Here is a 13,465-nt window from a genome sequence, read left to right as displayed (position 1 = left end):
CCTCAAATCTTTGCCATAACCAATGATTTTAATGTATGACTTAAAGTCTGAATGCGATTTGTCGTATCCGACATCTTCACTAAGAGCTGATTTTCGTCCTCCACAGAAAGCAATATATCACCTGTTGATGAGGCATTTTGCTCTGTCATTTTATTCAGCCTTTCAATTTGCATTTGAATTGCCTCAAACTGTGAGATGGCACTGCTTAATTCGTGCATGCCTCCCGTCAAATCTGTATTCGTTTGCGTAAATGAATCCTTTAAAATATTAAAGAAATGACTGACATCCTGTAAAAGCTGTTCCCCGTGCTGCAATGCTTTTTCACCATCATCAGAACGTTGATGAGCCTCCGTCGATTTCTCAAATAAGGTTTTCGTCACATTCGTAATACTGACTGTAATGGCTGCACTTTCCTCTGCTAGCTTTCGCACTTCTTCCGCTACAATAGCAAACCCCTTCCCATGCTCCCCAGCCCTAGCTGCTTCAATCGCTGCATTTAGTGCCAATAAATTTGTCTGCTGTGCAATATGTGTGATACCCTGCAACAAGCTATCCACTGTTTGTAAACTATTTTGAAGCTCGTTGACAGTTTCTGCGGTTGAACTCATCGCATGACTCATCACGCCCATTTGAGCCATTGCGTCTTGCATTTTAGCCCATCCTGCTAAAACCTCTTGTTGAAGTTCAGTAGATTTCACCACTGTGTCCTTTGAAATCGTCAAAGTTTCATTTACAAAATGAACAGAATCACTCATAGTGCCATGAATCATATGCAAGCTAGAAGCCTCTTGCTGAATACTTGCAGAAATATCCTCAGTCGCTACCAATATTTGTTTACTAGAGCTTGAAATACTTTGCATTGTTTGTTGGAATTGTGTCACATGCTCGTCCAATGCCTGGCTACTTTTCTCTATTTCCCGAAATGTATTTTGTAATTGATTGAAGGAAGCTTGGACTTCATTTTGCTGAATTTCTGCATGTTTAATTAGCTCATTGCCCCATTTAGCTAATAAATAAAAAGCAATAATGACGCCGTTCATAATCGCTAGAAGTGTGACGAAAACAATGATGTCGTCAAACGGACCTAACAAAGATGATGAGTTGACCAAATATAAAATGATAAAACTAATATTAGTCAGTATTCCAAAAAACACGATTAATTCCTTCTTAAAATAAAGGGCAATAATAGCAATTGTGCACAGCAAAATATAATGTTTATTCAATGAAAAACTATCTAGTAAAAATAATGTAAACACTACGCTTGATGGAATAAGACCAAAGATAAATCCCTTCACATAAGTTTTAATCGGCAAGAAATAATTACACACCGCTAAAGCGATGACAGCTAGTCCGACAAATAAAAATAGTATTCCTTTTGATAGGATCATAGGTCCACAAATTAGAATGGCTAAAATCGATATTATTGCCAAATTAACTCGGTGCACCTTCCTTGTATCATAACGAATTTTGTTCTTCATAACGCTCCCCCTAAAAATGAATGGACATTCAGTTTAATTTTCTATTATTATATAGTATAACTACTACTTTTTGTAGCTAAAATTTTACTTTTAGAGCATATGTTTCACATTTTCGAAATTAAAGGGGGAAATTCATTTGAGTAGAGTCCAACAAATCGCCGCAAATTTTTATTGTATTGATACACATGATTTAAATAGGGAACAGCGAACAAGCTCCTATCTATTAATTGATGAAAAAATAACCTTAATCGAAACGTCTGCTAGTCCATCCGTTCCATACATTATGGAAGGATTGAAGGAATTAAATATTGCTTTAGAGGATATTCATTATGTCATTGTGACACATATTCATTTGGACCATGCTGGTGGTGCAGGATTATTTTTACAAAACTGTCCTCATGCAAAATTAGTCGTTCACCCAAGAGGATCGGCACATATGATTGATCCGAGCAGGCTTATTTCCAGCGCGAAAGGCGTTTATGGGACCGAATTTGACCGTCTTTTTGATCCGATTGTGCCCATTGATGCAGCACGAATTATTGAAGTAAGCCATGAACAACAACTCCATTTAGGACAACATCATTTAACGTTTTATCATACAGAAGGTCATGCCAAGCATCATGTTTCTATGCTTTATTCCGCTACTAACGGCCTTTTTGTGGGGGATACAACGGGTGTACGTTACCCAGAAATGGACGGTGAAGCAATAGATTTAATCATACCTTCCACTTCCCCAAACCAGTACAATCCTGAAACGATGGAGAACTCCATTCAATTGTACGAAAAGCTACAGGCGAGTGAATTATATTTTGGTCATTATGGGGCTTATAAAAATCCACCAGAGGCATACCGTCAAGTACGCTATTGGACACCTCTTTTCTTAGAAGAAGGCCGTAAAGCACAAGCAGCATCCAGCCAGTTCCAGGAACAAGTTCACTATTTGGATGCTCGCTTAAAAGAGCTTTTATTTAGCTATTTACAAGCAAATGATATACCGCCAAATCACCCTGTCTATCAAACCATCCCTTTCGATACCATTGTGTCATCGATGGGAATATTGGATTATTTAGAAAAAGTGAAAGCACAGGTACCACTTTAATCGTAAAAGGAGATGTCTCAGGCATCTCCTTTTTTATATGGATGAAAAGTCGCTTTCAATATAGAGAATTTATTCTTTTAAACGCTCTAAAACCACTTGAAAATCCTGTTGTTCTCCTACTTCTCGAAAGTATTTAAAGGGATTACTGATTTGCTTCATCCGCTCCATAACAGCAGGAATCGAAAAGTAATAAGGTTTTAAGTCGTCATTAACCTCTTCCCAATGGAGTGGCGTTGCGACTAAGCCTAATTCATTTCCACGAGTGGAGTATGGGGCAATAATTGTCTTGCCTTCAGCATGCTGCACATAGTCTAAATATAATTTATTATGACGATTCTTTTTCAAGCGCTCAATCGTATATAGATGTGGCTTTTGCTGGCATAAAAAACGACAAACAAATTCAGTAAAGACACGAACTTCCTCATAGGTAAATTTGTTTGCAGGTAACGGGATATAGAGTTGTAAGCCTTTCCCGCCCGAAGTTTTGACAAATGATTGTAGCTGAAAGTAATCAATAATTTCTTTTAAATCTAGAGCACCTGTAATCGCCAAAGAAAAATGGTCCGTTGAAGGGGGATCTAAATCAAAGACAATCTCTGTCGGATACATGGTTTGTCGCGTTTGAAATGGAATGTGCAATTCTAATGCCAATTGATTGCCGAGCCATAACAATGTTTCAAGATTATTACAGACAATATAATCAATCTCATCCATCATCGCAGTGGCAACAAAGTTAGGTAGTTTATCTGGTCTACTCTTTTGATAAAAGCTTTCCCCTGGTACACCATGTGGATAGCGTATTACTGTTAATGGTCGATCTTGAAGAAATGGCAACAAGTATGGCGAAACACTTTGTAGATACGATAAATAACGATCCTTTGTCACACCTATTTCTGGCCATACAGGTTTGTCGGGATGTGTAATGGGAACTGTTTCAGGAATAGGAAACAGTTGACGCTGCATATGCTGCCATTGACAACTATATGGTGATAATTCCAATCGAAAGGCATGAAATTTTGGCTCGCGGAGCTTACTACCATCAAAATCTATGCAGGCAATATCCACACAAATAGAGGGCGCTAGCGTCCATAATTCTTTCTTACGTTGCCCTTGAGCCTGGAAAAAAGCAACGAGTGTTTGATGCTCTTCCTCCTTCATGCCATGTTTAAATGTAACGACCTCTCGTAAATGTCCTTCATCATAAATCGAGCCTTGAAAATAACCATTACTATGATCATATTGCGTCACAATGACCGACACATAACGCCAGTTTTTAATTTTCAACCAATGGCTTGAACGTGTGTTATCTAGCCATTTACTTGTTCTCTTCTTTGCAACCATTCCTTCCCCATTGTAGACCTTGATCGCCTGCCATAAAATCTTACTTTCCTCACTAGCCTGCACAATTTGTATGGCACTTCTGTCTTCATAATCTACATTTGGAAGCTTTACCTTTGCCGCTAGCCTCGCCAATTGCTCTTTACGAGTTTTTAAATAACGATTGCTGAATGATTCCCCTTTCAACGTTAACACATCAAACACTAGAAGCCGCATCGGAAAAGCTTGTGCATGTTTGGCAATGACATCTTGATTTTGCATTCTCCCTCTTTGTTGAACAACTAAAAATTCACTTTTATATGAATTGTTTAAATACACTAGCTCCCCATCAAAGGTGAGTGGTAAAAATGCTTTTACAGAGGCATATATTTGGTGACAATACTCTATAATTTCAGGAAAAGAATGATTTAAATTGCGTCCATTTCTACTAATAAGCATCGGTTGTTCATCCCATAGTAAGAGGCATCGAAAGCCATCATATTTCGTTTCATAAAGCCACTCATCCCCTAATGGAATGTCATTTGTTTCTGTTAAAAGCATTGGTTTCATGACACAATACCTACCTTGCTTTTTATCTACAGTGTTTGACGATTTCGATTTACGATACATAAAAAACTGCAAAATATATCATAGTAAGAAAAACGAGGTGACAATTATATGCATACAGTATGGAAAGGAAGCATTTCCTTTGGACTTGTCAATATCCCAGTAAAGCTTCATGCCGCTACGGAAAACAAAGATATTAAACTGCGACAGCTCCATAAGGAATGCCATACACCAATTAGCTATAAAAAGGTTTGCGAAGGCTGCAATCAAGAAGTAAAAGATGAGGATATTGTAAAAGCATATGAATATACAAAAAATAAATTTGTCGTACTGGATCAAGATGATTTAGAGAACCTACGAAAAGAAAATGAAGAGAAAGCCGTAGAAATTATCGATTTTGTACAATTAACGGAAATCGATCCGATATATTTTGAACGCACCTATTTCCTATCCCCTGATTCTACTGGTGCTAAAGCCTATTCGTTATTGCGCAAAACGTTAGAGCAATCAGGTAAAATTGGCATTGCTAAAATCATTATTCGTTCAAAAGAACAGCTTGCGGTCGTGCGAGTGTATCAAAATGCCCTCGTGATGGAGACCATTCATTATCCTGATGAAGTAAGAAGTGTTGGTGATGTCCCGAATATTCCAAGCGAGCAAGACGTTGTACCAAAGGAATTAGAGACAGCTCTAATGCTTGTCGACCAATTAACAACCACATTTAACCCAGAGAAATATACTGATGACTACCGGAATGCATTGCTGGAATTAATCGAAGAGAAGAGAGCAACCAATATGGTAGCCACGAGCGATCAGCAACGACCAGTTCCTGACAATGTCACAGATTTAATGACAGCGCTACAGGCATCCTTAGATAAAACGAAAAAGCCTACGACAAGAAAGCGTACAACACGCACAAAGAAAAATGCCTAAACAAGAAGCGTATCCATTCAGCGGGATACGCTTTTTATTGGTTGGAACTGACGAAAATAATTTTCTACATCCTTTTTATGCCGAACGACTACTAGTTTACCTACTATGTCTTCCTGATTGCTAAAAAATTTAGGCTTCCCCACCTTCTCAAAACGTTTATTCCATCGAAACATTTTAAAAAAAATCGAAAAGGTTGGCTCATAATGAGCTTTTTCAATCCCTATTTTTTGTTTAAAAAATCTCTTAATAATTCGAGCAGTACGAATTTTATAAGGCGTATCCAAAAAGATGATACAATCCGCTTGCTGGAAGCTTTGTGTCACCCATTCCTCTTGATGAATTCCTTCAATAATCCACCCATCCGTTTGGATAATACTTTGTAGATATTCCTGCCTTTCTTGCTCCGTCCTTCTCATATCCCCCGATGGTTTGCGAATCCAAACGACATTGTCTAATTCATGAAAAGGAAGCTGAAGAGTTTTGGATAATGATCGTGCTAATGTTGTTTTCCCACTACCAACAGAGCCAATAATATGTATTTTTTGCGGAAATTCCATTGCCATTGTAGCATCACCTCTCGTGTATCTTTGTAGAAATTTTACCTTTATTATACAATGATTTAAATAATAGAAAATAGGAGGACAAGATGAAGCCACACAATTTCGAAAATAATTTACAGACTTATAATAATCCATCCGATTATGACGCTCTCTATGCCAACTATCAAGACGACCATCACTATATTCAACGCTATCTTGGTACGAAAAAAGACCCCATTATTGAATTAGCCTGTGGCACTGGCCGGATTGCTATTCCATTAGCTACTCATGGAATTCCTGTCTTTGGGATTGACCTTCATGAAGGAATGATTCAGCATGCTATCGAAAAAGCACAAAAACAAAATGTAGAAGTACAATTTATCGTACAAGATTGTACACAGCTACAACTGCCTATCACCACAAAATTTATGTATATGACAGGCAATTCATTTCAACATTTTTTAACGAATGACAGTCAAAACGCCTTATTGCAATCTGTTAAAAAGCATTTACAGCCAGGTGGCGAGTTTCTCTTCGATACAAGAAATGCTATTTTAAATGAGCTTTCAGTCATTGATGAATATGAGGAACAAACGGTCACTAGCAATGGTAAACAACGAATCACCTTCCATCGTGAGGAATATAACCCTGTCACGCAAATTTTAACGTGCCATGCCGTCCATCAACAAGGTGGAAAAACCTACGAGGATTCCATTTTACTGCGCTATACATACCCACTGGAAATGATGAGACTATTACAGCAAAATGGCTTTGAATTGATACACCTATATGGTACATGGCAGAAACATGAATATCATGCACAAAGTCCCTCTATGATTATTCATGTACGTTCACTATAGATAAGAACATACATTCCTTCCTCATGTTATCATACAAGAAAAACTAGGAGTCTATATTATATGCTGACAATTTATGACCGTATGGTGCAGAAACAAATTACAGGGCTTAGTCTTGCTTTTATTAAACATGGAGAGATTCAAAGAACTGAGTGCCTTGGAGTGTTAGAAATTGGGTCAATGGATTATGTAAATGAGGAAACCATTTTTAATGCCTGTTCGATTAGTAAATTATTGACAAGCATTTTAGTGCTAAAGCTAGCAGAGCAAGGAAAAATCGACTTAGATGAGGATATTAATCGTAATCTTCTCTCTTGGAAGTTGCCAGAGAGTGAGTATACGCGGGCAAAAAAAGTGACAGTACGAAGCTTATTAAGTCATCAATCTGGTATTGTTGATCCAGCAGATAGCTTTTCTCCCCTACATTCTTTGGCTCAATGGCCATCAATGAAGGATTTATTACAAGGTGCAACGCCTTATTGTCAGAGTCCAATCGTAAGCACACTTGAACCCAATCAAAAATTTCATTATTCTGATGCAGGCTATTGCATCATTCAATTGCTAATTGAGGAAGTCACAAACACGCCCTTTTCTTCTCTCATGGACGACCTAATTTTTCAACCATTAGCTATGCATCACAGCTTTTTTTCATCTTCACTCCCAATAGCTCATACAGCAAGTGGGCATCATAAGGATGGTACTAGAACGATACCAAGCCACCCGTTGTATCCTTATGATGCAGCATGTGGCATTTGGACGACACCCTCGGATTTGGCTAAGTTGTTAATCGATATGATGCAAACATTTAAAGGAAAAGGAAAACTAGGTCTGACAGCTCCTACCATGCATGAACTCATGCATGCACAAGGTTGTAATGAATCTGTAGGGCTTGGCGTATTTCTTGATGGCCAAGGTGAACAAGTTGAAATTTCCACTTTAGGCTGGGGTGTTGGCTATCAGTGCATGCTAGTTGCTTACCCCTATTTAGAAAAAGGCTTTGTTGTGATGTCTAACACGGATTCAGGTGTCCATCAAATGCAAGGAATTATGGGTGATATTTACCGCTCCTTTGTCTTGTCGGTTTAACGAAAGGTGAATGACTATATAAGATGTCTTACATTTATATAAATGATCCCATGAAAAAAAGGATAGATTTTCATCATCTATCCTTTCCTTTTAATCCATAGTATCTTACGCTTCTTTCTTCACCTTGTAATGCATTTGAACCATTTGACCGTATCGCTTTATCTCAAGCAGTTTTAAATCTTCAAAAGGTCGGGGCTGTTTAAATAATGGAATACCTGCCCCTAATAAATGTGGGGTAATGGTGATGATCCATTCATCAACCAACTGCTCCTGTAAAAAAGCATCCAATATATCAGCACCACCGACCATCCAAATTTTTGTGCCTGGTTGTTGTTTTAAATTCTTAGTAAATGCCACCAAATCCCCTTGAACAAACTCCACATGCTCAACTTTTCCCGTTTGAGATTTGCTGAACACATAACATTTCTTATCAGGGTATGGGAATGTATCATTATGTTCCATGATATAATCATATGTTCGTTTTCCCATTATAACGGTATCAATTGTTTGATACATATCCGTATAGCCATTATCCCCTTCTCCCTCTGTTTCTTCCAGCCACTGTAAGTCATCATTTTCTTTCGCTATAAACCCATCTAAACTTATTCCGATAAATACCACTATTTCTCGTGACATTATGTCAGCTCCTCTTCTTTTGAAAATCTTTTGTACAACGTCTATACTAAACATAAAACATGACAACTATTGACATGTTTAATTAAAAAAGGTGAAAAAATATGTCCAAGGCTAAACGATTAATTGATATTTTGTTATTTGTCAGCGCTAAAAAGCAATTTACAGCCCAGGAAATTGCCGATGCCTTCAACATTTCGGTACGAACTGTACATCGCTATCTGTTAGATTTAAGTGATATGGGGCTACCAATTTATGCGGAGCAAGGAAGAAATGGTGGATATACAGTGCTTTCAAGTACAATCCTTCCCCCTATTTTATTTACAGAGGAAGAAGCGGTCGCTATTTTCTTTGCGTTCCAATCGTTGCACTATTATCGTGATTTACCTTTTAATACGGAAATGAAGTCCGTGTCACAAAAACTATACGAATCCTTGCAGAAGGAGGCTCAAAAAAAGGTAGGTAGTTTGCAATCCTATATAGCCTTTTGGAACCCTAAACGCGCTATATCTACACCACTATTATCAGATGTATTAGAAGCGATTATTAACCATTCACAATTAGACATTCAATATGAATCAAAATCAGGCATCACAACTAAGCATGTCCATCCCATTGGGGTGTATGCGCATGACGGCTTATGGTATATGCCTGCCATTCATTTACAAACAGAAAAAACCCTTCTATTTCGAGTCGATCGCATTCATTCAATGCATGTAAGCGATAAAGGCTATGAGACAACTGTTCATTTACAACAATGGCTAGAGAGTCCCCATGAACCTCAGCAGCCTATACGCTTACATGTTGAATTAACTAGAGAAGGTGTAAGACAGTGCAGAAGTGAGCCAAACTTTGAGAAGGTATTGGTTACTAATAGCAATGGAACTGGCTATATCGATATGATGATTGATCAAGGAGAGATTCACTTTATTAGCTCCTTTTTTTATCGCCTAGGTCCGGATGCGATTGTCCAAGAGCCGCTTGAATTAATTCAGCTTTTGCGGAAACATGCGCAAACCATATTAGCGACATACCCTCTGGACAGCTAATTCCTATATGACGATTTTGTAAGATTCACGTAACCTTCATCGTTACTAATTTTTAGGAAATGTCTTTATACTTGGTTGTAAGGAGGAGATAACGTTGCAACCAACCGACAACAACAAACGTATTGATACATTAGATTACTTAAGAGGATTTGCCTTACTTGGTATTATTTTAGTAAATATCCCTGCATTGATGTGGATTGCACCACCCCAATTAGCTAGTGATATTGCCTATAGTCAATTTCTTACACTTTTTATAGAAGGTAAATTTTTCATTATATTTTCATTTTTATTCGGGATCGGATTTTATCTTTTTCTTTCCCGTGCAATGGCTAGAAACGATAGAGCCTATGTTTTATTTAGTCGCAGACTTCTGATCTTATTACTAATGGGTATTATTCATTTCTTTTTTCAACCAGGAGAAGCTTTAACTGTCTATGCCATCTTTGGCTTTTTAGCTTTACCTTTTTATAAAGTGCGGAAAGAAATTAATTTGTTAATTGGGCTCATCCTATTAGCCCTTACAGCTTATTTTGGAATGAAAATCGTCATGCCCTTCCCACTAATTTTACTAGGTTTAGCTGCTGGCCAATATCGCCTATTTGAAAATATCCCACTACATCGAAAGAAAATTCTGCTAGCGACAATTGTCATGTTCCTTGTTAGCATAGGTAGCTGGTTGTATCAATGGCAGTATGTCCCTACAGCCAATGTGAATATCGATCAATTATCCAAAATTCAGCTAGAAGAGCATATTACGAATATGGAGCAATTTGCGTTAATTGGATTACAGTTTAGTCCGTTTGTTTCAGCGTTTTACATGGGAGCCATTATCCTATGTCTACAAAGTGCACTATTCCAACAACTATTATCACCATTAAAGGCTTATGGACGCATGGCTTTAACGAATTATTTAGCGCAGACAGCACTCATTTTAATCATTGGTCATACATTCCAACTAATCGGGCAACTTCGATTCATCGAGTCACTATGGATTTGTCTAGGTATTTATGTTTTCCAATTGATTTGTAGTAAGCTCTGGCTACACTATTTCCGCTTCGGACCAATGGAGTGGCTGTGGCGAATGGGGACCTATTGGACAGTCCCTCCCCTAAGAAAAAGAAAAGATTCTTAGCCAAGGATATATACCTATCAACCTAAAGTGAAACGTCATATATTGGTAATGTACCCTACTCGCTTTCCATCTTTGCTCATATCTTCAGCAAGATACACATCCCCATTTTATTTGGTCACTTATTTTTCAATAAGTGACCTTTTTTGGCTGCTATTCACCTTTGTTGCTCTGCACCTGTCTCTTACAGCATGCATACTATGTAAGTAATACCCTTTTTTGCAGGGAGGATTTTATGAAAACTAACAAAGGCTATCGGAGTAGTGAAGGAACTGAATCAGTGAGTCAAGCAGCTAAGCTGGCTGTTATTGCGGGAGCCATCACAACACTAGGTGATGCACTAGCGACCATTGCAGCAGGTCTTGCTTTGGAAGATGAGTTAAAGGAAAACGAAAGTAAAAATAATGATATTGATAAACTGCAAAAACAAATTGACGATTTAAATTATGAAATGAAGCAATTAAAAAAAATGTTCCGATAGTGGTGGCAATGGACGAAAAAAGACGACAATATTCAACTGATATTGTCGTCTTTAAATTGTACAATGATAAAGTTAAGCAAGTGAATGTCACTACTGGTGGACACTTTCCGCAAACGGGACCGCCCTTCGTTCCAATCATCCTCGTAAAAATAAACGTTTAAGGTGATCAACGATATTAACGAAGCATCAAATTATTTAGCCGCCCAAATTTCAAGCTCTATTTTAATTTCTGGTAAACCTAGTGCCGATACGTAGGCTATGGTCATGGATGGATAGGATTCTCCAAACATACATTCCCATTGCTCGTAGAAATGATCCCAATCTATTTCCTCCGTAGCCCAAATATTGACCTTTACAATGTGAGTGGCATCCATTCCCTCTGAAGCTAAAATTGTTTCAATATGTTGAAAGGTATTTATAATTTGTTCCCATAATGTCTGTGGTAATTGATCATCTTGGCCCAAACCAATTTGACCTGAAAAAGCATACATTGTCGCATCTTTTGGAATAATTGTGACATGACTATATTTCCCGATAGGTTTAGGTGCCTGCATTGGATTTTTACGCACTAGTTTTGATTTCATGTTGAATCTCCTTTAGGTTTTTTGTTTTTTTCTAAAAAAGGACAGACTTATCCCTTAATCAACTATTCTAGAAAAAAACAGCTGTGGAGAATCCAATGCCCATGCTTAAAAAACGTATAGATCTTTTTTTCATAAGCCTTCTCCCCCTCTACCTAAAGTTATTTCCATGTTACCATTTCTATCCGTATATTTTCAATTTATAACTGAAACTATTCAGGAGTTTCTTTTTATGATCTTTCAGGCAATTAACTATTTAACGATAGCGAACCTAACATATAATTAATAGTGTAAAGCTAAATTAGCCTTACACCTCCGAATTGTTACTAGGGTTACTCCATCCCAAGTGACCCTTCCTTTTTTCATAATTAAAACTAGGTGCTCTCTTTTTGGAGTACCTAGTTTTTTGTTAATATGCGTGTTCATCCATAGAATATCATGTCAACCTCTACAATTTTTCAACAAACTACCTTTAAGTGCGGTATGCATAGTTACCATGTTTGTACTAAATAAAAATGGAGAGCGATTGTCTATGTACAGCCATAATAATCTTTTCTCTTTTTACAGTTACATGGTATATAATTTACAAAATAAGTAAATGATATGTTTTGTAAGGGGGAAATCGCTATGAACACTAATGTGACTAAACCCTTTATTCCATCCCCTAGTTCATAGCGATTACCATTCTTAAAAAATACAGGTCTCCTTAGAGTACCTGTTTTTTGTTATAGTTTTTAGGACAATACCCTTTACTACATGTTGACAAGCATAACTAAAGGACTTGCAGTGATTTCGACTTCAAGTCCCTTGATAGTATCTTGTTATTTTTTTATACTTTCTTTAATTTCTTCTAATAATTTTGTTTGTCTTTTAAGTTGCTTAGTCGTACTAATAGCAAACCAAATGATAAAAACAATCGGAATTATGTAAAACAACAGTCCTAAAATTGAAAATAAACTAAAAATAATATCTCCACTATTATATTTATTCAAAACCAAAAATCCCCCTATCTTTTCTATCTATAAAGAAAAGCTTAGCATACTCGAGCTGGATTTGGCATAAAAATGGAAAAATCAATGTCATATAACTATTACTCAATACAGGCTACTCACTTTTCCCATAAGAAGCGAGTAGCCCTCTACTACAAAGAATTAGCCTGAAATAAGACGTTTTTCTTTTATTGCTCCCACTTGACCGAGAATTAAGGCACCGAACATTTGTATAATCGTCTTCACAATCATTTGTCCTAAAATAGCGGCTGGTACTGCTTCCCAAGGTAATATATTGGCTCCAAGTGGACTCAAACCAATGACAACGAAAATTGCGGAATCTAGAAACCCTCCAACGATTCCACTGTATAACACTCGCCAAGCCATTGGTAATTTCAGTCGAGTATAGATTTCAGTATCAGCTGTTTCAGCGACAACAAATGAGACAGCCGATGCTACCACAATTAAAAGTGTATCCCCCAGTATGAATGACACGACTGCTGATAAAATTAAAGCTGCACTAATAAATATATACGTCTTTGCACGTCCGTATTTATTTTGCACAAGGTCTCGAAAAATAAAGGTCGCCCCAATTAAAAGCGTCCCCATGGGAACAATAAACATCCCAAACTGCAATGGCGCAAATGCCGCCGTTACTACATTAGCGATGACAATCGATAATAAATAAAATAAAATTCTCAACCTACTACTCCTCCAATAAATGTAT

At 37.3% G+C, this 13,465-nt stretch carries 15 protein-coding genes; 8 read left to right on the top strand and 7 right to left on the bottom strand.

Features of this window, described 5'->3' with window-relative positions; all coding sequences use genetic code 11:
• Positions 1-2: 2 nt before the first annotated feature.
• Positions 3-1,478, bottom strand: a complete 1,476-nt coding sequence (locus AC1Q6O_RS17600; RefSeq protein WP_492401849.1) for a methyl-accepting chemotaxis protein — start codon at positions 1,476-1,478, stop codon at positions 3-5.
• Positions 1,479-1,614: 136 nt separating this feature from the next.
• Between AC1Q6O_RS17600 and AC1Q6O_RS17595 the strand changes: the two genes are divergently transcribed.
• Entirely contained in the window at positions 1,615-2,577 is a 963-nt protein-coding gene (locus AC1Q6O_RS17595; RefSeq protein ID WP_107922635.1) for an MBL fold metallo-hydrolase, read from the top strand.
• 69 nt (positions 2,578-2,646) lie between these two features.
• Here the strand turns inward: AC1Q6O_RS17595 and AC1Q6O_RS17590 are convergent, their stop codons facing one another.
• Positions 2,647-4,464, bottom strand: coding sequence for a DNA ligase D (locus AC1Q6O_RS17590; protein ID WP_492401848.1), 1,818 nt, complete (start codon positions 4,462-4,464; stop codon positions 2,647-2,649).
• Positions 4,465-4,572: 108 nt separating this feature from the next.
• Here AC1Q6O_RS17590 and ku point away from each other — a divergent pair, with 108 nt between their 5' ends.
• Entirely contained in the window at positions 4,573-5,394 is an 822-nt protein-coding gene (gene ku, locus AC1Q6O_RS17585) for a non-homologous end joining protein Ku (RefSeq protein ID WP_089987002.1), read from the top strand.
• Between the two features lie 17 nt (positions 5,395-5,411).
• Here the strand turns inward: ku and AC1Q6O_RS17580 are convergent, their stop codons facing one another.
• Positions 5,412-5,957: an AAA family ATPase gene (locus tag AC1Q6O_RS17580; protein ID WP_090002730.1), complete on the bottom strand. Its 546-nt coding sequence runs from the start codon at positions 5,955-5,957 to the stop codon at positions 5,412-5,414.
• 83 nt (positions 5,958-6,040) lie between these two features.
• Here AC1Q6O_RS17580 and AC1Q6O_RS17575 point away from each other — a divergent pair, with 83 nt between their 5' ends.
• A complete protein-coding gene (locus AC1Q6O_RS17575; RefSeq protein WP_089987000.1) occupies positions 6,041-6,793 on the top strand; it encodes a class I SAM-dependent methyltransferase in 753 nt (250 codons plus the stop codon).
• 60 nt (positions 6,794-6,853) lie between these two features.
• Entirely contained in the window at positions 6,854-7,876 is a 1,023-nt protein-coding gene (locus AC1Q6O_RS17570) for a serine hydrolase domain-containing protein (RefSeq protein WP_170844178.1), read from the top strand.
• A gap of 105 nt (positions 7,877-7,981) precedes the next feature.
• Here AC1Q6O_RS17570 and AC1Q6O_RS17565 read toward each other — a convergent pair whose 3' ends face one another.
• Positions 7,982-8,512: a dihydrofolate reductase family protein gene (locus tag AC1Q6O_RS17565; protein WP_008177464.1), complete on the bottom strand. Its 531-nt coding sequence runs from the start codon at positions 8,510-8,512 to the stop codon at positions 7,982-7,984.
• A 101-nt stretch (positions 8,513-8,613) separates the two neighbouring features.
• On the opposite strand from AC1Q6O_RS17565, the gene AC1Q6O_RS17560 reads away from it, so the two are divergent.
• The 4 genes from AC1Q6O_RS17560 to AC1Q6O_RS17545 all read left to right on the top strand — a co-directional run bounded on the left by AC1Q6O_RS17560 (position 8,614) and on the right by AC1Q6O_RS17545 (position 11,329).
• Positions 8,614-9,558, top strand: coding sequence for a helix-turn-helix transcriptional regulator (locus AC1Q6O_RS17560; RefSeq protein ID WP_107922638.1), 945 nt, complete (start codon positions 8,614-8,616; stop codon positions 9,556-9,558).
• A gap of 94 nt (positions 9,559-9,652) precedes the next feature.
• On the top strand, positions 9,653-10,690 hold the full coding sequence (locus AC1Q6O_RS17555; RefSeq protein WP_492401844.1) for a DUF418 domain-containing protein: 1,038 nt from the start codon (positions 9,653-9,655) through the stop codon (positions 10,688-10,690).
• 232 nt (positions 10,691-10,922) lie between these two features.
• Positions 10,923-11,168, top strand: a complete 246-nt coding sequence (locus tag AC1Q6O_RS17550; protein ID WP_089986997.1) for a hypothetical protein — start codon at positions 10,923-10,925, stop codon at positions 11,166-11,168.
• Positions 11,169-11,176: 8 nt separating this feature from the next.
• Positions 11,177-11,329 carry a hypothetical protein gene (locus AC1Q6O_RS17545; protein ID WP_164908717.1) on the top strand — a complete coding sequence of 51 codons (153 nt, stop codon included), beginning with the start codon at positions 11,177-11,179 and terminating at the stop codon, positions 11,327-11,329.
• A 30-nt stretch (positions 11,330-11,359) separates the two neighbouring features.
• On the opposite strand, the gene AC1Q6O_RS17540 is transcribed toward AC1Q6O_RS17545, so the two are convergent.
• The 3 genes from AC1Q6O_RS17540 to AC1Q6O_RS17530 form a co-directional block, all read right to left on the bottom strand.
• A complete protein-coding gene (locus AC1Q6O_RS17540) occupies positions 11,360-11,752 on the bottom strand; it encodes a RidA family protein (RefSeq protein ID WP_090002733.1) in 393 nt (130 codons plus the stop codon).
• Positions 11,753-12,570: 818 nt separating this feature from the next.
• A complete protein-coding gene (locus tag AC1Q6O_RS17535) occupies positions 12,571-12,741 on the bottom strand; it encodes a hypothetical protein (RefSeq protein WP_164908718.1) in 171 nt (56 codons plus the stop codon).
• A 159-nt stretch (positions 12,742-12,900) separates the two neighbouring features.
• Positions 12,901-13,440 (bottom strand): VUT family protein, encoded by a 540-nt coding sequence (locus AC1Q6O_RS17530; protein WP_008177451.1) that lies wholly within the window; start codon positions 13,438-13,440, stop codon positions 12,901-12,903.
• Positions 13,441-13,465 lie beyond the last annotated feature (25 nt).

Source organism: Lysinibacillus sp. GW823-FHT06C08 (assembly GCF_058795135.1).
Note: the sequence above shows the minus strand (reverse complement) of the source record. Positions and strands in the feature narration are given on the sequence as shown.

What these genes read in the sequence shown, in the direction of transcription:
- AC1Q6O_RS17570 (WP_170844178.1), top strand. Translation starts at nt 6,854, where the DNA reads ATGCTGACAATTTATGACCGTATGGTGCAGAAACAAATTACAGGGCTT.
- AC1Q6O_RS17575 (WP_089987000.1), top strand. Translation starts at nt 6,041, where the DNA reads ATGAAGCCACACAATTTCGAAAATAATTTACAGACTTATAATAATCCA.
- ku (WP_089987002.1), top strand. Translation starts at nt 4,573, where the DNA reads ATGCATACAGTATGGAAAGGAAGCATTTCCTTTGGACTTGTCAATATC.
- AC1Q6O_RS17560 (WP_107922638.1), top strand. Translation starts at nt 8,614, where the DNA reads ATGTCCAAGGCTAAACGATTAATTGATATTTTGTTATTTGTCAGCGCT.
- AC1Q6O_RS17545 (WP_164908717.1), top strand. Translation starts at nt 11,177, where the DNA reads ATGGACGAAAAAAGACGACAATATTCAACTGATATTGTCGTCTTTAAA.
- AC1Q6O_RS17550 (WP_089986997.1), top strand. Translation starts at nt 10,923, where the DNA reads ATGAAAACTAACAAAGGCTATCGGAGTAGTGAAGGAACTGAATCAGTG.
- AC1Q6O_RS17540 (WP_090002733.1), bottom strand. Translation starts at nt 11,752, where the DNA reads ATGAAATCAAAACTAGTGCGTAAAAATCCAATGCAGGCACCTAAACCT.
- AC1Q6O_RS17600 (WP_492401849.1), bottom strand. Translation starts at nt 1,478, where the DNA reads ATGAAGAACAAAATTCGTTATGATACAAGGAAGGTGCACCGAGTTAAT.
- AC1Q6O_RS17565 (WP_008177464.1), bottom strand. Translation starts at nt 8,512, where the DNA reads ATGTCACGAGAAATAGTGGTATTTATCGGAATAAGTTTAGATGGGTTT.
- AC1Q6O_RS17580 (WP_090002730.1), bottom strand. Translation starts at nt 5,957, where the DNA reads ATGGCAATGGAATTTCCGCAAAAAATACATATTATTGGCTCTGTTGGT.
- AC1Q6O_RS17590 (WP_492401848.1), bottom strand. Translation starts at nt 4,464, where the DNA reads ATGAAACCAATGCTTTTAACAGAAACAAATGACATTCCATTAGGGGAT.